We start from the raw sequence: 21,327 nt of genomic DNA, 5'->3' as shown, positions 1-21,327 counted from the left end.
TTGTGAGTATTTGATTCAATATGAGGTCAGCAGTGGGTCAGCCTCCATCAACCTGGCGACACGCTCCAGATCGGCCTGAGTATCTACCGCCTGCGTATTGAACTGGGTTCTCACCATCTTCACCCGATAACCGTGCTCCAGCAACCGCAGCATGTCTACGGACTCCAGTTGCTCTAATGGAGTTGGCGGTAACCGGGCGAAATCAAGCAATGTTTCACGGCGGAAGGGGATAATGCATACCTGCTTATAGGCGAAAGTATGCGGGGAATCCAACTGGGATGAGGCCGGCACCGTCGGTATCGGCTGGCGCGACATATAGAGAGCGTCACCCTGCTGATTCATCACTACCTTGATTGTGTTGAAGTCATGGAAGTCAGCTTTATTTTCAATGGCGCGCACGAGATTAACGCAGCCCAACCGGGGATCTTGCCGGAATGGCTCTACCGCGGCATCGATCATTTCCGGGTGGGTCATCGGTTCGTCGCCTTGTACCATCACAATAAGTTCAGCATCAAGGCCGGCCACGGCCTCGGCAACCCGATCGCTCGCACGCTCATGAGTGTCGGCAGTCATTATTACGGCAGCGCCAAAATCCTCCGCCACTCGCCGGATTTCCTCGTCGCAAGTTGCTATGTAAGTAGCATCAAGGGATCTGCTAAGGGCAACGCGCTTGTAGACATGTTCCAGCATTGAACGCCCCAACAGTTTTGCAACCGGTTTTCCGGGAAAACGCGATGAACCCATGCGGGCTGGGATTACAGCAATTGTTCTCATTGGTAAATCATGTTAATTAATGTCTATCAGATAATAGGTGCATTTTATTATTCGCCGTCAATTATCGGCCCTATACATTAGTATCGGAACCAATCGGCTTACGAATGGCTTTTTTGAAGCTCGTTTTTATCGTGTCCATTCCTGTCGCCAGGAAAAATACCCTGCCGGAACTTGAACCTGAACCGGAACCAGCTTTCTATAGTAACAGAAGTTTGTGGAGTAAAAATACCGGCTGTGCTAGTAAACGAATATCGCCCCGTGTACAATTACGCGCATTTTCGTCGCAAGAAACAAATGGGAATAATCAATGAAATGACGGATATACTGCTTTTTGCCATCAGCACGCAAAGAATGAAAGCGCGAGTATGAAGGCTCTTTTTTTTCTACGCCATTATAACGATATAGATCATATTACACCTGTAATTTCCAGGTGGGTCGGTTCTGGTCATACCTGTGACATTGTTCTGATAGGCAACTCGCGGTTTCGTAATGACTATCGTATCAAATTCCTGAAGGGACTCAATGGTGTTCGCATGGCGTACATCGCTGACGTGTTGACCCCTATCGAATTTTTGGGGTGGTTTTTTCAGACACTGATATTGATCCGCAGCTTGCGCCGCCCATTCATCGGTCCAATCATGAAGGTGCTGGCGGAGGTTTTCAATGCCAAGAGACGTGAGCCGATCTGGCAGAGTACCGCCAACCGACTGTTGAGGCGCAGCTTTGGCGAAAGTAGCGAGGGGGTAGTAGTATTCGACTGGATAGAAAGAAATTCATCCATCTGCGTGGAGTGGGTCAAGGTGGTGTTATCGACGGCGCGCGCCATGGGTCTGGGCACGGTTTCGTTGCCGCATGGGGATAGTCCTCATGCGAGTCAGTTGATCAGGCGCCGCGAACTGACCCTGGAACCCGACACCACGTTTGCCAATGCAGGAATTTTCGAAAAAGTGGTGGTGCCTAACGAATTATGCTCGGTGCGCTTTCGTCCGTTTATGGATAACCAGAAGCTTGCCGTACTGGGTTCACCACGCTATTGCGACGAATGGCTTGCCAAAGTGGCCGAATTGATGCCGCCTTCGCCACTGACCCGTTCTGATAGCAAGCTCAAAGTGGTGATGTTTTTGAGAAAGAGTAATTTTTCAACGTTCTGGGAGGAAGTAGGCGAGGTCGTGCGCATCGTTGCCGGCTTTCCGGGGGTGGAGCTGATAATCAAGCCCCATACCCGCGGTGGGTGGCAGCAATCCCTTACGAAGGACATGTCCCTGCGGCGTTTGCCTAACGTGAGCGTGGCGGGAGATATTCATTCCATTTATCTCATGAATTGGGCGGATGTAATAATTGACCTGGCTACCTCGGTTGTATTTGAGGCGGTCAAAAGGAAGAAGCCAGTATTGGCTGCGGACTATCTTCATGCTGGGCGTTCCGCACTGGCTGAATTCATACCTGAGGCAGAGTTGCGCTGCCGGGATGACGTATATAGAAATATCGAAAGGTTTCTTTCCCACGGCTGCGATTCTTTTTATATAGAAGAGCATCGCCAACGCTTCGTGAGGGAAATGATCGATGTTGGTGGTCCCGACGTATTGTCCCGTTATGTTGCACTGCTGGAAGGGCAGGTGCGGTCAAAAACCAGCCAGAACCGGGATCATCCGCATGATCGTGCCGCTAAACTCGCTTTCGCTTGATTAGCCTCTGCCGGCCGACGTTCCAAGGAGATTACTGACCCGTATGTCGGCACAGCCATCCATTGACGTGGTAATCCCGGTCTATAATGCGCCAGCGCTGACGCGGCATTGCATCGATTCTGTCGTTGCATGTCTCAGTGAATCGATCCGGCATATTTATGTGCAGGATGATGCGTCCGATGTCGAGACGCGCATGATGCTCGATCAATTGCCGTATGAACAGGTCTACGTTCATCACGCACAGAAAAATCAGGGCTTCGGTGCGTCGGTAAACGAGGCAGTCGGTCGCTCCGACGCGTCTTTCGTATTGATACTCAACTCGGACACGACGTCAAGCGAGGATTTTCTGCCGACGCTGTGCGCAGCGATGGCGGCAGACCCGCAGCTAGCGGTCATTATTCCCGCCGGCAACGACTATGCCAGAGACAATCTGGACCGGTATGTGCGCGAGCCCGGCGGTTATATTCGTACCCACCGCCTGCGGGGCCATGCATTCCTGATCCGACGTCACGTTTTCCAGGAAATCGGCGGTTTCGATCCGGCATTCGGCCGCGGATATTATGAAGATATCGATCTTGGCCGCCGCCTTGACCTACGCGGTTGGCGCCTTGGCGTACACCCTGGCGCCAGGATACAGCACGAGGGTGGGGGGTCTTTCGGCCGTGGCAGATCTTACAAGGCGCTGGTAAAGCACAACCGCAGCCTTTATTTCGCGCGCTATCCTAACGCTTCACTTAATATCCTGCTTCTGTCGGCCAATTGCCCGCCGACACATCTTCCTCCGGATCTTCTTGATGCGCTTGATTACGTGTTTCGGGAAGGAGGTTACGTTTATTGGGTAACGCCGGAGCCGGCGCGACTGCTTCTTTGCTTGCAGATGCGCAGCTACGCCATGGGCCTGGAGGTGGTGGTAAGGCTCCTGCTGCGCAGCTGGCGCGAAGAAAAGCGCATCTCCCAAATATGGATGCTGCCCGATACTTCGCGTCTGCTACGTATGTTGATCATGCCGTGGGCGCGTATCTGCGGCCTCGAGGTTTTATCGTGGGAGTGGGCTTCGGCAGCGCAGAGCGTCACCCCGAAGTTAATGTCTAAATAACTCGTCTGCCTCGGTGAAAGATTGAATGGGATGGAAAGGATATCTACGAAGCGTGTGTTTCGAACTTTATTCCCGGTATCTCCCACATCATTCCATTGCCAAGTCACATACCAAGTCATGGATTTAGCGCATATTTTTGAGGTCGTTATGCGAGGATGAGATGCGGGTAACCATACTCGGATGCACCGGTGGCGTGGCGGCGAATTTAAGAACCACTTGCCTGATGCTGGATGACGACATTCTGGTTGATGTGGGTACCGGCGCGGGGGATTTAACGCTGGCCGAGATGCTGCGTATCAATACGGTATTTCTTACTCATTCGCATCTCGATCATGCGGGCTTGCTTCCCATGGTGGCGGATATGGTGGGGCCGCGTCGTGAGAGGCCGCTTACGGTTTACGCATTGGCTGAAACTATTGCCATCCTGAAGCAGGATATGTTCAATTTTCGCCTTTGGCCCGATTACACCGCATTGCCTTCACCCGACAATCCCTATGTGGTATTCCGGCCCGTGACAGTGGGACAGAGCGTCGAATCGTCGGGAAGGATGATCACTCCGCTCCCGGCGCGGCATGCTGTGCCGGGTGTGGGCTATCAGCTTGATAGCGGCAAGGCAAGTTTCGTATTCAGTGGCGACACAACTTACCATGAGCCGTTCTGGAATACATTGAACTCAATCAGCAACCTGCGCTTTCTGATGATTGAAACGACCTTTCTCAACCACAACGTTGTGGGTGCCGAGGCTTCTGGCCATATGCGCCCTGAACTGCTGGCCCAGGGGTTAAAGCAGCTCAACAAGCCGGTCCGGCTTCTGATCACTCACATGGAACCGGGCAATGAGGACGCGACTATGGCGGAAATTCAGGCAGCAGCAGGAGAATTCAAACCCGAGAGATTGAAGCGCGGGCAAATATTCGAGTTCTAACAGCCTGTCGGACTTAAGGAATCACAGCGAAAAAATGAATGGTTGAGGGCAGATTTTGAGAATTTTGAGGGCCAATAGTTATTCTATTGGCCGAAAAAGCGGCGAAATATGAACTAGCCAGACGCTTTTGCAGCCGGTTTCCTTTAAGGTCCGACAGGCCGCTAGAGACTCTCGAAAAGATTTTCGGCGAAGCCGCCCGGTTCGCCGATGAGTGGACGGCTGAGCTACTAAAGTGGACTACAACCACTTTTTCCAGCGGAATAGCGCCAGCATCCCCACACTGATCACAGCCATTGCTCCCAGAACCGCGAAGAATCCCCAGTACCAGTCAAGCCCAGGCAAGTGTTGGAAATTCATCCCATAAATGCCGGCTATCAGGCTCAGTGGCATGAATATGGTTGTAATAACGGTGAGAACCTTCATAACCGTACTGATGCGGTAGCTCACGCTGGACATATAGATGTCGAGCATGCCACCTGTCACGTCGCGTAGAGACTCAACCGACTCGATGATGTGAATAGTGTGATCATAGACATCACGCAGGTAAAGCAAAGTATTGCGGGTGAACAGCGGCGAATCCCCTCGTTGCATGGAACTGATCACTTCGCGTAATGGCCACAGCGATTTGCGTAAAAAAGCATTTTCCCGCTTCAGGTGATAAATCGAATGCAGAGTGGTAGGTTGAGGACGGGCTATCAGTTCCGTTTCGAGTACTTCGATTTTTTCATCGAGTCGCTCAAGAATGACAAAATAGCTATCCACGATGGCATCAATCAAGCTATACATCAGAAAGTCCGGACCCAGGTTTCGTATCTGGCCTTTTCCCGAGTGTAAGCGCTCACGCAGCGACCCGAATTGAACCCCATCCGTTTCCAGGAATGAGAGCACGAAATCTTTTCCCAGCACCAGGCTGATCTGGTCAGAGGTTATCATTTCTTCTTCACTTTTGCGCTCATAGCCGAAGGTTTTGAGTACCACATAAATATAGTCGCCGTAGTCCTCCAGTTTCGAACGCTGCTCGGTATTGAATATATCCTCCAGCACCAGCGGATGAAGATTAAAACACGCACCGATTTGTTCCATCATACCGATGTCGCCCAATCCACGGACGTCGATCCATTTGATGCCCGGCGCGAGCTTAATCTTGTCGGCCAGCTCAGCAGTGGTTACCTCATATTCGCGCGTACTATTCGTATCGTAATTCAGCAGGGTGATGCGAGGCGCGACATTTTTTTTTATGCCGATATGCACCAGCGTGCCTGGAGCAAGGCCCGCTTTTGTCGATCTCTTTCTGGAGTGTGACGCCATCGTGGATGATATGGGTTAGGTACCGGCTGCGTTCGGGGCGGCTTTATCGGCTATGCGCGCCTTGCTTCCCTCCAGCGGCTTTATACGAAAATTGAAACCGAGCGCGGACCATTGCTCAATTTCGGCGGACAGCGCTGTATCAGTCAAGGGATTGCGTTCCAGCCATTTCCGTTCGATGTGTAAATCGAATTCTTTGCCGCTGAGGCGAACTTCCAAATCCGGCAACTGGATATCACTACGACTGCGATGGAACAGCGCAGCCAGACGAAGTGCCAGGAGCAGAGCGAAGTCCGGGGGGTCGGTAATAAATTCCCGCATTTTGCTTGCAACCCCCCTATGGGCGAGGGCAAGCGCGCTCAAGCGTTCTTGTTCTTTTCTTGAGAAACCCGGCATATCAGCGTTACCGAGAATATAGGCCGAATGTTTGTGATAGCCGGAATGGGCTACTGAAATTCCCACTTCATGCAGCCGCGCCGCCCACGAGAGAATTAGCAGCAATTCCGTTGCTTCATCAGGAAAATCCGTCAACAGTTGTTTACCAAGCAAAAGGGCCAGCGATTCCACCCGCTTCGCCTGGGCGGAATCCACTCGATAGCGCTGCATAAATTGTCTTACCGTAACTTCGCGCATATCGCGATTATGGAAGCGCCCGAGCATATCGTAGAGCACGCCCTGCCGCAGTGCTCCCATGGCCTGAGACATTCGGCGTATTCCCAGCTCGGAAAATACTGCCGACATGATGGCGAAGCCGCCAACAATAACGGGCGCCCGGTCAGCACGGAGTCCCGCAAATTCCAGCTTTCTGATATCGCCAACCTTGAGCAGGCATTCGCGAAAATTTTCCAGCCCTTCCAAGGTGAGGTCCCCGTCGTCGCCTTCTTTAGCGAGATTGTTCAGCTTGATGATGTCGCCCAGCGCGCGCGCCGTACCGGATGAGCCAAACGCGTCCTGCCAGTGGATACTGGAGAACTCTGCGGCGATGGCTTGCACTTCACTGCGCGCTGAGAGTTCGGCTCGCCTCATCGCACCCTTGGTAATCTTTCCATCTGGAAAAAAACGCAGGCTATAACTGACGCAACCCATATACAGGCTTTCCAGTTTGACCGGTTTCAGGCGATTGCCAATGATCAACTCGGTAGAGCCGCCGCCAATATCCACAACCAGGCGAGCGTTGCTTGAGGCGGGAAGACAGTGCGCGACTCCCAGATATATGAGCCGCGCTTCCTCATACCCCGCGATAATTTCGATGGGGAATCCCACGGCCGCCTCCGCTTTTTTTAGAAATGCGGGGGCGTTCCTGGCTACTCTAAGCGTATTCGTACCGACTGCACGTACCGTGTGCGGCGGAAAACCCCGCAAACGCTCGCCAAAACGTTTTAGACAACCTAAAGCGCGTTCCTGAGAATCCTCATCCAATTGCCCCTGGGGGGTAAGGCCGGCGGCAAGTCGTACCATCTCGCGTAAACTGTCCAGCGGATATAGCTGCTTACCCACTACGCGCGCGACTTGCAGACGAAAGCTGTTTGAGCCGAGGTCTACCGCCGCGAGAGTGGAGTATTCGAGCATGGATTTTCGGGTGTGCAAATATCGCGGGATTTATTCCCTTACTTCCCGTTCAATTTCTTCAACGGTAACATGGCGTACATCCCTGCCCTTGACCATATATACCACGTATTCCGACATATTCTTGGCGTGGTCGCCGATTCGCTCGATGGCTTTTGCTATAAACAGGATTTCGAGAGCGGTAGAAATTTTGCGCGGGTCTTCCATCATGAAAGTGATGAGCTGGCGCATGATAGAACGGAATTCCTCATCTACCAACTCATCCTGGCGCACGACCTGAGCCGCTGCTGTCAGATCCAGACGGGCAAATGCATCAAGTGATTTCCGCAGCATGTCCAGCGCGATGTGCGCAACATGCCTGATCTCGACGAATCGCGGCATATGCATCCGGTCGGTCTGGTATATCAGCTTGGCCATGCGTGCAATCTTCTCGGCTTCGTCACCGATACGCTCCAGATCGGTAATGGTCTTGATGACCGTCATGATCATGCGTAAATCGCCGGCTGCCGGCTGCCGGCGGGCAATGATCTGGCTACAAATTTCGTCGATCGAAACTTCCATGGCATTGACGCGATGATCATCGGCAATGATACTTTCTATCAGGCACTCGTTTCCGCTCGTTAACGCCTCAATGGCTTTCTCGATCTGCTCTTCCACAAATCCACCCATATGCAACACGCGGGTCCTTACGGCCTCGAGATCGGCGTCAAACTGCTTGGATATATGTTCGCTACTCACCATCGCACACCTGCTGATCGATTGAAAGCAAAGAATGACAAGAAATGTTACTCGCCGGTTGTGACAATTTTATGTTCCTCACCCCGTATAGCCAATTGTTTGGACGCCGCTATCGCTGCTAAGCAATAGCACGTCCGCGCCGCGCTTTGCGAATAACCCGTTGGTAACGACCCCGGTAATCTGATTGAGCGCTGCCTCCAGTTCAACCGGGTTAAGGATTTGCAGTCCCTGTACGTCAAGAATGATATTGCCATTGTCCGTGATGAAATTTTCGCGCAGCCTGGGCTGGCCACCCAGCCGTACTATTTCTCTCGATACATAACTACGTGCCATCGGGACAACTTCCACAGGTAGCGGAAATTTACCGAGCACATCAACCAGTTTGCTTTGGTCGGCGATACAGACGAATTTTTTTGCCACCGCAGCGACGATTTTTTCTCGTGTCAATGCCCCACCACCCCCTTTTATCATGTGCAGGTGTTTGGTAATTTCGTCCGTTCCATCCACATATACCGGAAGCACATCAACGCTGTTCAAATCCATGACCTCGATACCATGGCTGCTGAGCCGCCGCGCTGTTGCCTCTGAGCTGGCTACCGCTCCTTCAATTTTATACTTGACTGCGGCCAACTCATCTATGAAGTAATTTGCAGTCGTACCGGTGCCCACCCCGACTATGCTGCCCGCCGGGACATATTGGATGGCGGCCCGGGCGACCGCACGTTTTTGCTCGTCTTGGTTCATGGTGTTATTTTTTGGTTTTGGGAGTAAACGTTTAATTATTTATGAGGATAATACTATCCGCTGATTTTAACAATGAAGCTGGGCATTTAGCCTTTCCCGGCATGCTAAAATGCATAGCCCTGAAATCAGGAAATCCGGCTTTAATGAAAAACAATTATCTCGAAAGAATTCTCACCGCTCGGGTTTATGATGTCGCGATAGAGACTCCGTTGGAGCTTGCACCAAATTTGTCTGCACGCATGCATAACCGGCTATTGCTGAAGCGGGAGGATATGCAAGAGGTTTTTTCATTCAAGCTGCGTGGAGCTTACAACAAAATGGTCAAGCTTTCCCCCGCTGTGCTTAGACGCGGCGTGGTGACGGCGTCAGCAGGGAATCATGCGCAGGGGGTGGCGCTTGCGGCGCAACGGCTGAATTGCCGCGCGACCATCGTGATGCCGGTCACTACGCCGCAAATCAAAATGCAGGCGGTCGAGGCGCGCGGTGCGACGGTAATAACACATGGAGATTCCTATGACGAGGCGTATGCCTACGCGTTGAAATTTTCCAGAGAGGAGCATGCCACTTTTGTGCATCCCTACGACGACCCCGACGTCATTGCGGGGCAGGGTACAATCGGGATGGAGATCCTTCGCCAGCACGCCGGAGCAATCTACGCCATATTTGTCCCGATAGGCGGTGGTGGCCTTATTTCCGGTATCGCCTCGTACGTAAAGAGGCTTTATCCGGAAATCAAAATCATCGGTGTCGAGCCAACGGATGCCGATTCCATGTATCAGTCCCTGAAAAAAAAACGCCGAGTCAAGCTCGCGCAGGTGGGATTGTTTGCGGATGGCGTGGCAGTGAAGCAAGTTGGAGGAGAAACTTTTCGTTTGTGCCGCGAGCTGGTAGACGAAATCATCCTGGTCGATACCGACGCTATCTGTGCTGCGATCAAGGATGTGTTCGAGGATACTCGTGCGATTCTGGAGCCGTCCGGGGCGCTGTCTGTCGCCGGAGCAAAGGCTTATGCCAAGAGAGAGAAAATTCGTGATAAGGATTTGATTGCGATAGCCTCTGGCGCCAACATGAATTTTGACCGATTGCGTCATGTTTCCGAACGAGCGGAACTGGGCGAGCAGCGTGAAGCGGTGATGGCCGTTACCATTCCCGAAGAGCCTGGCAGTTTCAGGAAGTTTTGCGCCATGCTTGGAACGAAAAGCATTACTGAATTCAATTATCGCTATGCTGATCCGAAAGAAGCGCATGTGTTCGTCGCCGTGTCGGTGCGCAATCGCGAGGAAGCGGCAAAACTGATCAGAAGCCTGGAGAAAAGCGGCTTGCGCACAGAGGATTTGAGCGACAACGAAATGGCAAAGCTCCATGTTCGCCATCTGGTGGGAGGACGCGCCCTTGAGATAAAGAATGAGCTTCTCTACCGCTTTGAATTTCCAGATCGCCCAGGTGCCCTCGTGAAATTCCTGAACAGCATGAGCCTTCACTGGAATATAAGCCTGTTCCACTACCGCAACCATGGCGCAGATTACGGAAGGGTGCTGGTGGGCATGGAAGTGCCGCCTGAAGAGAAGGACGAGTTCGAGGCGTTTCTAAGACAGCTTGATAATCATTACTGGGATGAAAGCGAAAATCCTGCTTATAAATTGTTTTTGGGTTAGGCGCGACCTGAGTGTTTCATATGGCATCGGTATCACTGATCGGAGCGAGTGCCTTGATGAGGATAGAGAAGAGGAGGAACTTTTTCGCCTCTCCCGGAATTTCCCGCGCTTGATAACAGAGGGACGAACAGCGCAGATGACATTTCGCTTATGAGTATGGCGCGAGTTTAAAGAGGACCGCCAGTAGAAAGATTTTTGTCTTATAAAGCCGAAACGCTTCATTTTCGGATGTTTTTCAAAATCCTTATGTCTGGGGAACTAAGGAAAATTATAAATGAAATGTGTGCGAAGATGCAAAGGCAGGTTTCTATTCGCCATAAGTGTGTTGTTGTCAGTTCTCATGAACTCGAGTAATGTGCATGCTTTTAAAATAGTAGACCTGTTCAAGGATAGTGGCGTAAGAGTGGGCGGATGGATTAACGGTGGAGCAACTTACAACCCGAGCAATCCCGGCAATGGATACAATGGCTCCGTTACGTTTGCCGATCGGGCGAACCGATTTCAATTAAATCAATTCAATATATATATACAGCGAACTGTAGTGACGGAAGGCAACGCGTTTGATCTGGGTGGACGCTTCGATTTCATGTTCGGCACAGACGCTATCTATACTCAGGCTTTCGGCGTCCCTTCTTTTGATGTTAATACCGGCCAACCGCGGGACAGGGGGCACTGGGATCTGGATTTATGCTGCTCTTCCACCCGTACCTACGGCATTGCACTCCCGCAGGCATATGCGGAAGCCTACTTGCCGATTGGCAACGGCATCAACATCAAAGCGGGTCATTTTTATTCGCCTACCGGCTATGAGACTGTTCCGTCGCCCGACAATTTTTTCTACACCCATGCCTATACATTTAATAACGGCGAACCGTTTACCCATACAGGACTGATGGGCAACTACGCAGTCAATGCAAACTGGTCCGTCATGGCCGGCGCGATCACGGGCAGTGCCACGGGAGGGTGGGACGGGGGTTTTGACAAGCAGTTAGGCAATTGGGGAGGGTTAGGCGGTATTACCTGGGTTAGTAATGACAAGAGAAGTTCAATCAATGTCACCGGTACATACAGCGAGACTTCCGCGCGAAGCACCAGACCCTGGGGTATGTACAACGTGGTATTGCAGCACAGGGTTACCCCTAAAACCCATTTGGTTCTGCACCACGTTCATGGCTACGTCGGTGGCGTTTTGCTGAACGGTGCCCCCAAGAACGTCGAATGGTATAGTCTCAGCTCGCACCTGTATTACGATCTCCTGAATGACCTGTCAATCGGGATAAGAGGTGAATGGTTTCGCGATAGAGATGGTTTTCGCGTCTTTTCGCCCTTTCGTGTGCTTGCTGCTACCGACAACATGGGACACAGTTCTGCGGGAAACTTCATCCCCATCAGCGCCCCGGCCGATTATTATGCAGTCACAGTAGGCATGAACTGGAAACCGGCCAAAAGGTTGAAGTTAGACTGGAAACCCATGCAAAAGCTGAACATTCGCCCTAATATTCGTTATGATAGAGCGGATGGCATTCATCAATCGTATCGGCCTTTCAATAGTCGAAAGGACCAAGTGCTGTTTTCTCTCGATGCGACTATTCCTTTCTGATGCTGAATTTGACTGGGTTGCAACATACCTCAAAATCATACTGGGAGTTAGCACTTGCCGTTGACAACAGGCCATCACGTCGTCGTTCGTGTTGTGTTTAATTGCTTCCCCGCCTTTCCTTTTCTACTGCGGTACCCGCCATTTTACCGTCGTGTCCGTTAGAGTCATGCTGGGCCTGCTCTACTGCCATTAGTCGGTGAGCAGCCGCTTCCTTTACATTCTCCTCAGCGCTTTCGTGGTATTTGCGCACCGAAGCGGGAGCATGTGATTTTAAATCTTGTGCTTCCCTACCATATAGATGCTTTTTTCTTCATAATGCTCCAGCACTTCTTTTGTTCGGCTGCCTTCGTCTCCATTTCTCTGCCGCCTCTTCAAAGAACTTAGCCAAGACGTCATGATCGCTGCGTATGTGCGCGTTCTGAACCATCTTACGAAATTAGTGTTATGAACGGCGACATGAGGGCTCATCTGCGCAGAGGAAGCTAATATACCAAGGGAAAAAGCTGATTTTTTTCAAAGATTAGTCCGTTTCCTAATAGGGCCTAACTCACCCCTGTACGCAATTTCCTTGAATGTTCACAACTATTTCACAATAAACCAACATTTAATTGATATTTGTTATGTTAAGTTGACAAAAAAATAACAACTATAGTTGTGGTGTCTTTACCTAAGGGGAATCACTTATGTCATGCGTGCCCAAACGTCGAAGCCGGATGATATTTGCCTCTGCGGTTAGCCTGTTCGCAGCGGTTGATAGCTCAACCAATGCGCACGCCGATGCCAGTGTTGATTCCGCGATTGAATGGGTAAAAGACAGCGGGATAAGGATGGGTGGCTGGATCAATGGTGGAGCCACTTTCAATCCCGGCCAGGCCAGCGGCTTTAATGGTCCGGTGACTTTTGCTGATCGTTCCAATCGATTCCAACTGAACCAGTTCAATATATTTATAGAACGCCCCGTAGTGGCTGAGGGCAGCACGTGGGATATTGGCGGGCGCTTTGATTTCATGTTCGGTACGGACGCCATTTTTACCCAAGCTTATGGTGTTCCGGCATTCGACGTGAATTCCGGGCAGCCTTTGAGCAGAAGCAATTGGGATCTCGACTTGTGCTGTGCTTCGACGCGGTATTACGGTATCGCGATCCCCCAAGCGTACGCGGAGGTGTATGTTCCGGTCGGCAATGGCCTGAACGTCAAGGCTGGCCATTTTTATACGCCTATCGGTTATGAGTCTGTTCCAGCCCCCGACAATTTCTTTTACACCCATGCCTACACGATGCAGTATGGCGAACCCTTCACCCATACGGGGGTTCTGGGTAATTACAAGATCAACGGGAACTGGTCGACTATAGGCGCGGTTACCACCGGTAGCGCCACCGGTGGCTGGGACGGCGGTTTTGATAAGCAATTAGGCAACTGGGGCGGGATAGCCGGTATCACCTGGACCAGCGACGATATGGGCAGTTCGGCCAACATAAGCGGCACCTACGGTGAAACCTCCACGCGAAGCAACGAGCCTTGGGGAATGTATAGCGTTGTGCTGAAGCACAGGATCACGAGCAAAACTCATTTTGTTTTGCAACATGACCATGGTTATGCCGGCGGCGTTTTATTGAACGGCGTCAACAAGAACGCCGAGTGGTATGGCATCAACACCCATTTGTACTATGATCTTACGTCCGAATTGTCTGTGGGCATACGTGGCGAGTGGTTCCGTGATAGAGACGGGTTTCGTGTTTTCTCGCCCGGTCGGGTGAGCGCCGCCACGAATAACCGGGGTATCAGCTACGCGTTAGGACATGGCCTTCCCGGCAACAGCACAAGTATGCCTGCCGACTACTACGCGGTCACGGTCGGTGCGAACTGGAAAGCGGCAAAGGCGCTGAAGCTTGACTGGAAGCCGATGCAACAGTTTAACGTTCGTCCAAACGTACGGTATGACAACGTGGATGCGCTGCACGGTGCAACTTATCGGCCCTTTGGCGGAAAGAAAGATCAGGTTGTGCTATCCCTCGATTTTATGGTTCCCTTTTAATTAAAGTGGCTTTAAAGAAAGCATCAGGTACAGGTAGCGGATAAGAACCGCGGTTGTCGAATAAGCTATCGCAAAACCATTCTGACGTGTGAGATCCCCGCATCGAGGAACGCTTTCCCCGTCACCTGAAAACCGAATTTCTTATAAAATTCGATAGCCTGTACCTGTGCATTCAAGGTGACGTGCTGCATCTGACGACTCTCTGCTTCTCTTAATAACCAGTGCATCAATGCGGTGCCGACCCGTTTTCCTCGGAATTCCCTTAACACTGCCATCCGTCCGATAGAACCATCCAGTAATAATCGTGCCGTGCCGACAGGATTAGCCGCTGAGTTTGACGCCAGTGCGTGAATGCAATTCATGTCAAATTCGTCCCATTCCAGTTCGGGGGGAACACCTTGTTCGCGGATAAAAACTGCTTCGCGTATTCCGCGTAGCGCCTGAATATCCTCATGCCAGCTTGCGGCGCGCACGGCGTAGGCGCTCAAGTCTTTTTTGACGAATAGTGTCATCGCGCGCCGATCCGGAAATACTCGGGTTTTCCAAACAGCCCCGCCTTTAAGGTACTGATTGTCAGGTCAGGCAAATGGATGCCGTAGCACAATCGTTTGTTCGCGATCCGGTCCGGTCGATATCATGTCTACCGGCACCTCGCAGACCTCCTCCATGCGCTTCAAATACCTGCGCGCTGCCAAAGGTAGCTGATTGAAATTCTTGATCCCCACCGTGCTGTCGGTCCATCCTGGCATTTCCTCATAAACCGGATCGCAGCAAGCGAGCTCTTCCGCGCCTACCGGCAGGATCTCCCTGAATTGCTCTCCTTCACCATTGCCGGTCCATTTGTAGCCCACGCCCAGGCGCAAGGTTTCGACGCCATCCAATACATCAAGTTTTGTAACGCATAAACCCGAAATGCCATTTATCTGGATGGAGCGCTTCAATGCGGCAGCGTCGAACCAGCCACAACGGCGCGGACGTCCGGTAGTTGCGCCAAACTCGTTGCCTCGCTTGGCGAGATGCCTCCCGACATCATCAACCAGCTCAGTAGGGAAAGGCCCTGCGCCCACGCGCGTGGTATAAGCCTTGGTAATGCCGAGAACATAATGCAGCATTTGCGGACCGACTCCGCTCCCTGTTGTCGCCGCGCCGGCAATGCAATTGCTCGAGGTAACGAACGGGTAGGTGCCATGATCGATATCAAGCAGCGTGCCCTGTGCCCCCTCGAATAAAAGATTGCTACCGGCCCTGTTGGCTTCGAACAAAAGCCGCGGCACATCCGCCATCATTGGCTTGATACGTTCAGCCAGGGATAGGGTGTCATCCACCGTTTGCTGAAAATCGACCACCGGAGCGTGGAAATAATTTTTCAGCACGAAGTTATGATAGTCCAGCATCTCTCCCAGCTTCGCCGCAAAGCGGTCACGATGAAACAAATCCTGCAGTCGCACCGCTCGCCGGGCTACCTTATCCTCATACGCGGGCCCGATGCCCCGTCCTGTCGTGCCAATTTTATCCAGGCCTTTGGCGGTTTCCCGGGCGCTGTCAAGGGCGACGTGGCAAGGGAGAATAAGTGGACAGGCTTCACTTATGCGTAGCCTTCCTTCTACATCGACTCCCGCGTGCCTCAGCATATCCACCTCATCGAGCAGTGCCTGGGGAGATACAACTACGCCGTTGCCGATATAACAAGCAACATCATCACGCAGAATTCCCGAAGGAATCAGGTGCAGTACAGTTTGCTTGCCGCCAATGACCAGCGTGTGCCCGGCGTTGTGGCCGCCCTGGAACCGAACGACACCCTGAGCGTGATCAGTCAGCCAATCTACGATCTTGCCCTTGCCCTCATCGCCCCACTGGGTTCCAACGACAACTACATTTTTAACCATGTCAGTAATCTTTAATTAGTACACTGCCGAACCTTGGCAATGCAGGGAAAAAAGGAAAGAGTTTCAGAAAAGTTTTCTTGTGCCGCATCGTCAGGCTTCGAGTTCAGATTTCGACTACTGACCAAACGTTGCCTTTCAGTGTCAACTTTCTGTCACAGTTGAAAGTGTCTTGCTCATCCCCATGCCCGGGCAATTCAACCACCACGATTTTGCCTTCGCTACGAAGCTGCTCAATTTTTTTTTCCAGGATTTTGTCCCCCTTAACGTACGGAGCCAGAATCCCCCTGGGGTAGAGATCAGGCCGCACCAAACCGGACAATTCCCGCAAGTCCATGCTGAATCCGGTGGCTGGACGGGCTCTTCCGAACGCCTTGCCGACCTCATCGTAACGTCCACCCAAGGCGATCGGGTTGGGACTATCGCGGGTATAGGCGGAAAAGACCATGCCACTGTGGTAGTGATAGCCGCGTAGATCAGCCAGATCAAACGCCAGGGTATCGACCAGGGGTTCCAGTTCCACGGCTATCGTTTCCAGTTCATCCAGCGCTGTCATGATTTCCGGATAAGCCGGAAGCTGCTTACGCGCAAGCGACAGTATTTCCTTGCCGCCGTACAGCTCGGGTAGCAGTAGCAACGCCCGCTGAGCACCCGCATCGACGTGTTTATCCAGACCAGCGCAAAGGTTCTCCAGCCCACAAACATCCTTGGCCTGCAATACGCCAAATAACTCTGCCTCCAGCTCGGATGGGATGCCGGCGCCTCTCACCAGCCCGCGGAATACGGCAACATGGCCGAGATCGAGATGAATTTTGCCTATCCCGGCGATTGCCAGAGATTGCAGCATAAGGCGCTGGACTTCCAGGTCGCTTTCCAAGCCGGCATGGCCGTAAAGTTCCGCACCCACCTGGAGCGGCTCCCGGGTACGAGTCAAACCCGATGGCACGGTATGCAATACGCTACCCGCATAGCAGAGGCGGGTAATGCCCTTGCGGTTAAGCAGGTGCGCATCGATACGGGCAACCTGAGGCGTCATGTCGGCACGTAGTCCCATCATGCGTCCGCTCAATTGATCCACCACCTTGAACATGCGTAAATTCGTGCCGCCACCACTGCCCTTAAGCAAGGATTCCACATACTCCAGCAAAGGCGGGCCCACCAGTTCATACCCGTGTACGAATAGCCAATCCATGATGCGCCGGCGCATCATCTCTATGCGAAGCGCCTCGGCAGGCAGGATATCCTCAATATATTCGGGGAGAACCCATGCGCGCATGTTTATGTTCCAATTGCATTCTGAAGAGAAGCGCGACAGCGCAGGTCTAATTTACGAGGTAAAGTAGAAGAAGCCCTGCCAGCATAGAGGTGAGGCCGATAAAACGTAGGTGATTGTCGTCAACGTCGGTCAATTTCTTGAAGGTCTCGCGCCAGATGCCAGGTATCAGAAACGGAAAAAGCCCTTCCAACACCAGCACCAGCGCGAAGGCCATTAATAAAGTATCCCACATGCCGGCATAACCTCGCTATACGCGTCCGATAATTTGTAGCGTAAGCGAACTCATCTTTCGATGGGAAAACACGTAAGAAACAGCCAGCATTCGCATGCCAGCCCGTGTTTGCGATATTCTCCACGCTTGCGGCCCATCAGCAGGTCAAGTTTTGCAAGCAACCGCCTTCGGGCGAGTCATCAATATTCGCAGTTCACTTAGCGCCGCGACCGGAGTTTCTCAAATACTTGAAGAATTCGGAGCTGGGCTCAAGAACCAGCATGTCGCTCTTGTTCTTGAAGCTCTGCTTATAGGCTTCCAGGCTACGATAAAAAGCATAAAATTCCGGATTTGGCTGAAAAGCGGCGGCATAGATCGCCGAGGCCTTCGCATCGCCCTCACCCTTTGCCTCTTGGGCCTTCCGATAAGCTTCAGCGAGAATGACTTCGCGCTGGCGGTCAGCGTCGGCACGAATTTTTTCGGACTCCGCCGACCCGGTGGAGCGCAATTCATTAGCCACGCGCTTCCGCTCTGCTTCCATACGGCGGTAGACCGATTCACTCACTTCCTGCGGCAAATCCACCCGCTTCAGCCGCACGTCCACGACTTCCACGCCAATTTTGCGTGCGTCGGCATCAGCTTTCTGGCGCATGATTTCCATGATCTTGTCGCGCTCTCCCGAAACAACATCATGTACCGTGCGATTGCCGAACTCATCACGCAGGCTGGAATTCACGGTTTGCGCAAGCCGGGTTTGCGCCAGCATTTCGTCTCCCCGAACACTGACGTAATACTGCTTGACGTCGACGATTCGCCATTTTACGAACAGATCTACCAGCACGTTCTTCTTTTCGGAAGTGATGAAACGCTCCGGCTCGGCCGTATCCATGGTCAGGATACGCGAATCAAAGTAACGCACGTTTTGCGCCAAAGGAATCTTGAAATACAGACCAGGCGATGTTTTTACGTCAACCACCTCACCCAGCTGAAATAAGATCGCCAGCTGGCGCTGATCCACGATATACAGTGAAGATGCAGCGAGAACAATCAGGGCGACAAGAGTGCCCAGCAGCATTGAAGTATACTTTTTCACTTATCTTGTCTCCCGTTCACGGCCACGAAACGCCTCGCGGGTGCGTGCGGCACTGTCAGGCACAACCTCTTGCGCCGAGGCGGATGCCACCTCGGGCGCTACCGCGGATGAGGACGAGGGACCACTCGCTTGAATCAGTTTATCAAGCGGCAGATAAAGCAGATTGTTGCCACCTTTCTGATCCACAAGAATTTTGCTGGTGTTGGACAACACCTGTTCCATCATATCCAGATAAAGCCGGTCACGCGTTACAACGGGCGCTTTGTTATATTCAACAAGAACCTGTTTAAACCGGTTGGCTTCACCCTCTGAACTTGCGATCACCCGTTGCTTGTATCCTTCGGACTCTTCCAGCAGACGCGCGGCGTTACCCTTGGCCTTGGGAATGACATCATTAGCGTAGGCCTGGCCTTCATTTTTCTGCCGCTCCCTATCCTGGCCCGCTTTAACAGCGTCGTCGAAGGCCGCCTGAACCTGCTCCGGCGGTTGCGCATTTTGCATAGTCACTTTGCTAATGGCAATTCCTATCTTGTAACGATCGAGAATACCCTGCATCAGCTCGGTCGCTTTCGCCGCTACTTGTTCGCGTCCCTCATAGAGCACGAAATCCATTTTGCTTTTACCGATAATTTCACGTATTGCCGTTTCTGCTGCCTGTAGCACCGCATTTTCGGGCTCGCGATTGTTAAACAAGAATTCTTCAGGATTCTTGAGGATGTATTGCACGGCAAATTGAATATCAATGATATTCTCATCATCGGTCAGCATCAGCGATTCCTTCAATACCTTGCTTCTTACATTGTTCCGATAGCCAATTTCTACCGTACGCACCCCGCTCACGTTAACGGCTTCCACTACTTCCACCGGATATGGCAAGTGCCACCGCAGGCCTGCCTGGGTACTTTCCACATATTTACCAAAACGTAATACGATGCCTCGCTGGCCCTCGTTCACGATATAGAATCCACTGGCTACCCACAGCAGCAGAAGCAATCCAAGAAGCAGTCCTATACCGCCGCCATATCGCCGGGGATTATCGCCGCCCCCTTCACCGCTCGATCCGCCGCCGCTCCCACCTTTGCGTTTTAGAAGATTATTGAGCTTCTTGTTGAAGTTGCGCCACATTTGATCCAGATCAGGTGGACCGGAATTACCTTTTTTTCTTCCCCACTGAGGATCGTTTAATCCCATGATGATTCCTATTTTCTGTTTAATGTAGATAAAACCATCAAACGATACGGTGAAAAACGCTAAACTTCAGCCTATCGTAGAAATACAAATCGTATTATTTGCCCAATAGTTTAATCATTATTCGCCAATCAAGCACCGCCACTTCCCAGTCGCTTATCGACTTCTTGTAAAGTGCGCGCCTCGATTGCTTCCGATAATGCCAACTTGATAAACTCCAGCCCCTCGGCCGTTTTCGCGCTCAGCCGAATTTGTTCGATTCTACCATACTCATCACGCCGATAACCCGCGCGCCCCACGGATAAATTGATCAGGTCTACCTTGTTCAGCACCAGTATCTGGGGAATCCTGTCAGCGCCGATTTCCTTCAGCACCTTATTTACTTCATCGATCTGCTCAGCGCGATTAGGGCTCCCCGCATCCACCACATGTAGCAATAAATCGGCCTGTACGGTTTCTTCAAGTGTGGCCTGGAACGCAGCAACGAGCGTATGAGGCAAGTCCCGGATAAAGCCCACCGTATCTGAAAGCACAAGCGGTCCCCGATCAGGGATAAACATTTTGCGGGTGGTGGCATCCAGCGTGGCGAATAACTGATCGGCGACGTAGGCCTGGGCATGAGTCAGGCTATTGAATAGCGTGGATTTTCCGGCGTTGGTATAGCCTACAATGGAAACAGCCGTCACCTGAGCCCGCTGCCTGGAACGACGCTGTAATGTGCGTTGGCGCTGAAATTTAACGAGTTTTTCTTTAAGAAGCTTTACGCGCTTCCCGATCAAGCGCCGGTCGGTCTCCAACTGGGTCTCGCCGGGGCCGCGCAGGCCAATACCCCCTTTTTGGCGTTCCAGATGCGTCCAGCCACGTACCAAGCGAGTGGCGAGATGCTCAAGTTGCGCCAGTTCCACCTGCAACTTACCCTCATGGCTTTTGGCACGCTGTGCGAAGATATCGAGGATCAGGCTGGTACGATCTACAACGCGACGCCCCAGGTTACGCTCCAGATTGCGCTGCTGGGCAGGAGACAGATCATGATTGAAGACAACCAGCGAGGCGTTGGTTTGCTCGAGGGCAAGCAAAATTTCAGCCACCTTTCCGCTACCTGCAAAGGTGGCTGGATCGGGCCTGGCGCGTTTACCTTTAATCACTGCAGAAACCGCAAGCTGGTCACTTGCCGCCAACCGACGTAATTCTTCCAGATTTTCAGCCGAGTCGCCGCCGCCAAGATCGAGGCTGACCAATACAGCGGAATCAGCAGCAGAGTCGGTTTTAAGCGTATTCCCGACAGGTTGGTCAAGCATCAGGTATAGGGGGCGCCTCAAATGGAATGTTTACGGCCCTTGCGGGAACCACGGTAGAAATGGCGTGCTTGTACACCATCTGAGTTACGGTATTCTTCAGCAGTACCACATACTGATCAAATGAGTCGATATGCCCTTGTAGCTTGATTCCGTTCACCAGGTAGATCGATACCGGAATATGTTCCTTCCGTAAGGTATTTAAAAACGGGTCTTGTAACAATTGCCCTTTAGCGCTCATCGGGGACTCCGTATTG

Annotated in this window: 19 protein-coding genes; 6 read left to right on the top strand and 13 right to left on the bottom strand. The window is 52.0% G+C overall.

Features of this window, described 5'->3' with window-relative positions; genetic code table 11:
• Nucleotides 1-15 precede the first annotated feature (15 nt).
• A complete protein-coding gene (locus tag BUA28_RS03020) occupies nucleotides 16-774 on the bottom strand; it encodes a 3-deoxy-manno-octulosonate cytidylyltransferase (protein ID WP_072766625.1) in 759 nt (252 codons plus the stop codon).
• Between the two features lie 365 nt (nucleotides 775-1,139).
• Between BUA28_RS03020 and BUA28_RS03015 the strand changes: the two genes are divergently transcribed.
• From BUA28_RS03015 to BUA28_RS03005, 3 genes are all read left to right on the top strand, one after another.
• Nucleotides 1,140-2,459 carry a hypothetical protein gene (locus tag BUA28_RS03015; protein ID WP_072766624.1) on the top strand — a complete coding sequence of 440 codons (1,320 nt, stop codon included), beginning with the start codon at nucleotides 1,140-1,142 and terminating at the stop codon, nucleotides 2,457-2,459.
• Between the two features lie 43 nt (nucleotides 2,460-2,502).
• Nucleotides 2,503-3,555: a glycosyltransferase family 2 protein gene (locus BUA28_RS03010; RefSeq protein ID WP_072766623.1), complete on the top strand. Its 1,053-nt coding sequence runs from the start codon at nucleotides 2,503-2,505 to the stop codon at nucleotides 3,553-3,555.
• 160 nt (nucleotides 3,556-3,715) lie between these two features.
• Nucleotides 3,716-4,480, top strand: coding sequence for a 3',5'-cyclic-nucleotide phosphodiesterase (locus BUA28_RS03005; RefSeq protein ID WP_072766622.1), 765 nt, complete (start codon nucleotides 3,716-3,718; stop codon nucleotides 4,478-4,480).
• Between the two features lie 237 nt (nucleotides 4,481-4,717).
• Here the strand turns inward: BUA28_RS03005 and corA are convergent, their stop codons facing one another.
• From corA to rpiA, 4 genes are all read right to left on the bottom strand, one after another.
• A complete protein-coding gene (gene corA / locus BUA28_RS03000; protein WP_072766621.1) occupies nucleotides 4,718-5,788 on the bottom strand; it encodes a magnesium/cobalt transporter CorA in 1,071 nt (356 codons plus the stop codon).
• Between the two features lie 15 nt (nucleotides 5,789-5,803).
• On the bottom strand, nucleotides 5,804-7,354 hold the full coding sequence (gene ppx, locus BUA28_RS02995; protein WP_072766620.1) for an exopolyphosphatase: 1,551 nt from the start codon (nucleotides 7,352-7,354) through the stop codon (nucleotides 5,804-5,806).
• Nucleotides 7,355-7,384: 30 nt separating this feature from the next.
• Nucleotides 7,385-8,092, bottom strand: coding sequence for a phosphate signaling complex protein PhoU (gene phoU / locus BUA28_RS02990; protein WP_072766619.1), 708 nt, complete (start codon nucleotides 8,090-8,092; stop codon nucleotides 7,385-7,387).
• 75 nt (nucleotides 8,093-8,167) lie between these two features.
• Entirely contained in the window at nucleotides 8,168-8,833 is a 666-nt protein-coding gene (gene rpiA / locus BUA28_RS02985) for a ribose-5-phosphate isomerase RpiA (protein ID WP_072766618.1), read from the bottom strand.
• 143 nt (nucleotides 8,834-8,976) lie between these two features.
• On the opposite strand from rpiA, the gene ilvA reads away from it, so the two are divergent.
• The 3 genes from ilvA to BUA28_RS02965 all read left to right on the top strand — a co-directional run bounded on the left by ilvA (nucleotide 8,977) and on the right by BUA28_RS02965 (nucleotide 14,124).
• Nucleotides 8,977-10,488 (top strand): threonine ammonia-lyase, biosynthetic, encoded by a 1,512-nt coding sequence (gene ilvA, locus BUA28_RS02980; RefSeq protein ID WP_083569853.1) that lies wholly within the window; start codon nucleotides 8,977-8,979, stop codon nucleotides 10,486-10,488.
• Nucleotides 10,489-10,762: 274 nt separating this feature from the next.
• Nucleotides 10,763-12,088, top strand: coding sequence for a porin (locus BUA28_RS02975; protein ID WP_072766617.1), 1,326 nt, complete (start codon nucleotides 10,763-10,765; stop codon nucleotides 12,086-12,088).
• A 683-nt stretch (nucleotides 12,089-12,771) separates the two neighbouring features.
• The gene (locus tag BUA28_RS02965) at nucleotides 12,772-14,124 is read left to right on the top strand and encodes a porin (protein WP_072766616.1); all 1,353 of its coding nucleotides are present in this window, start codon (nucleotides 12,772-12,774) and stop codon (nucleotides 14,122-14,124) included.
• Between the two features lie 65 nt (nucleotides 14,125-14,189).
• Here the strand turns inward: BUA28_RS02965 and BUA28_RS02960 are convergent, their stop codons facing one another.
• From BUA28_RS02960 to hfq, 8 genes are all read right to left on the bottom strand, one after another.
• On the bottom strand, nucleotides 14,190-14,636 hold the full coding sequence (locus tag BUA28_RS02960; protein ID WP_178297862.1) for a GNAT family N-acetyltransferase: 447 nt from the start codon (nucleotides 14,634-14,636) through the stop codon (nucleotides 14,190-14,192).
• Nucleotides 14,637-14,702: 66 nt separating this feature from the next.
• Nucleotides 14,703-16,010, bottom strand: a complete 1,308-nt coding sequence (locus BUA28_RS02955; RefSeq protein ID WP_072766615.1) for an adenylosuccinate synthase — start codon at nucleotides 16,008-16,010, stop codon at nucleotides 14,703-14,705.
• Between the two features lie 103 nt (nucleotides 16,011-16,113).
• A complete protein-coding gene (locus BUA28_RS02950) occupies nucleotides 16,114-17,283 on the bottom strand; it encodes an ATP phosphoribosyltransferase regulatory subunit (RefSeq protein WP_072766614.1) in 1,170 nt (389 codons plus the stop codon).
• A 46-nt stretch (nucleotides 17,284-17,329) separates the two neighbouring features.
• Nucleotides 17,330-17,515, bottom strand: coding sequence for a DUF2065 domain-containing protein (locus BUA28_RS02945; protein WP_072766613.1), 186 nt, complete (start codon nucleotides 17,513-17,515; stop codon nucleotides 17,330-17,332).
• Nucleotides 17,516-17,708: 193 nt separating this feature from the next.
• Nucleotides 17,709-18,569, bottom strand: a complete 861-nt coding sequence (gene hflC, locus BUA28_RS02940) for a protease modulator HflC (RefSeq protein WP_371915203.1) — start codon at nucleotides 18,567-18,569, stop codon at nucleotides 17,709-17,711.
• An 18-nt stretch (nucleotides 18,570-18,587) separates the two neighbouring features.
• A complete protein-coding gene (gene hflK / locus BUA28_RS02935) occupies nucleotides 18,588-19,778 on the bottom strand; it encodes an FtsH protease activity modulator HflK (protein ID WP_072766611.1) in 1,191 nt (396 codons plus the stop codon).
• Nucleotides 19,779-19,906: 128 nt separating this feature from the next.
• Nucleotides 19,907-21,073 (bottom strand): GTPase HflX, encoded by a 1,167-nt coding sequence (gene hflX, locus BUA28_RS02930; RefSeq protein WP_072766610.1) that lies wholly within the window; start codon nucleotides 21,071-21,073, stop codon nucleotides 19,907-19,909.
• Nucleotides 21,066-21,311 carry an RNA chaperone Hfq gene (gene hfq / locus BUA28_RS02925; RefSeq protein ID WP_072766609.1) on the bottom strand — a complete coding sequence of 82 codons (246 nt, stop codon included), beginning with the start codon at nucleotides 21,309-21,311 and terminating at the stop codon, nucleotides 21,066-21,068. Before hfq ends, hflX begins: the two co-directional genes overlap by 8 nt.
• Nucleotides 21,312-21,327: the final 16 nt, after the last annotated feature.

The organism is Nitrosospira sp. Nsp11 (genome assembly GCF_900142705.1).
Lineage (GTDB): Bacteria > Pseudomonadota > Gammaproteobacteria > Burkholderiales > Nitrosomonadaceae > Nitrosospira.
Note: the sequence above shows the minus strand (reverse complement) of the source record. Positions and strands in the feature narration are given on the sequence as shown.

Bases quoted from the DNA above. Each gene is read 5' to 3' on its own strand.
- BUA28_RS03015 (WP_072766624.1), top strand. From the start codon at position 1,140: ATGAAGGCTCTTTTTTTTCTACGCCATTATAACGATATAGATCATATT.
- BUA28_RS02945 (WP_072766613.1), bottom strand. From the start codon at position 17,515: ATGTGGGATACTTTATTAATGGCCTTCGCGCTGGTGCTGGTGTTGGAA.
- hfq (WP_072766609.1), bottom strand. From the start codon at position 21,311: ATGAGCGCTAAAGGGCAATTGTTACAAGACCCGTTTTTAAATACCTTA.
- BUA28_RS02965 (WP_072766616.1), top strand. From the start codon at position 12,772: ATGTCATGCGTGCCCAAACGTCGAAGCCGGATGATATTTGCCTCTGCG.
- BUA28_RS03005 (WP_072766622.1), top strand. From the start codon at position 3,716: ATGCGGGTAACCATACTCGGATGCACCGGTGGCGTGGCGGCGAATTTA.
- rpiA (WP_072766618.1), bottom strand. From the start codon at position 8,833: ATGAACCAAGACGAGCAAAAACGTGCGGTCGCCCGGGCCGCCATCCAA.
- hflK (WP_072766611.1), bottom strand. From the start codon at position 19,778: ATGGGATTAAACGATCCTCAGTGGGGAAGAAAAAAAGGTAATTCCGGT.
- BUA28_RS03010 (WP_072766623.1), top strand. From the start codon at position 2,503: ATGTCGGCACAGCCATCCATTGACGTGGTAATCCCGGTCTATAATGCG.
- BUA28_RS02975 (WP_072766617.1), top strand. From the start codon at position 10,763: ATGAAATGTGTGCGAAGATGCAAAGGCAGGTTTCTATTCGCCATAAGT.
- phoU (WP_072766619.1), bottom strand. From the start codon at position 8,092: ATGGTGAGTAGCGAACATATATCCAAGCAGTTTGACGCCGATCTCGAG.
- ppx (WP_072766620.1), bottom strand. From the start codon at position 7,354: ATGCTCGAATACTCCACTCTCGCGGCGGTAGACCTCGGCTCAAACAGC.
- BUA28_RS02960 (WP_178297862.1), bottom strand. From the start codon at position 14,636: ATGACACTATTCGTCAAAAAAGACTTGAGCGCCTACGCCGTGCGCGCC.
- BUA28_RS03020 (WP_072766625.1), bottom strand. From the start codon at position 774: ATGAGAACAATTGCTGTAATCCCAGCCCGCATGGGTTCATCGCGTTTT.
- hflX (WP_072766610.1), bottom strand. From the start codon at position 21,073: ATGCTTGACCAACCTGTCGGGAATACGCTTAAAACCGACTCTGCTGCT.
- hflC (WP_371915203.1), bottom strand. From the start codon at position 18,569: ATGCTGCTGGGCACTCTTGTCGCCCTGATTGTTCTCGCTGCATCTTCA.
- corA (WP_072766621.1), bottom strand. From the start codon at position 5,788: ATGGCGTCACACTCCAGAAAGAGATCGACAAAAGCGGGCCTTGCTCCA.
- ilvA (WP_083569853.1), top strand. From the start codon at position 8,977: ATGAAAAACAATTATCTCGAAAGAATTCTCACCGCTCGGGTTTATGAT.
- BUA28_RS02950 (WP_072766614.1), bottom strand. From the start codon at position 17,283: ATGCGCGCATGGGTTCTCCCCGAATATATTGAGGATATCCTGCCTGCC.
- BUA28_RS02955 (WP_072766615.1), bottom strand. From the start codon at position 16,010: ATGGTTAAAAATGTAGTTGTCGTTGGAACCCAGTGGGGCGATGAGGGC.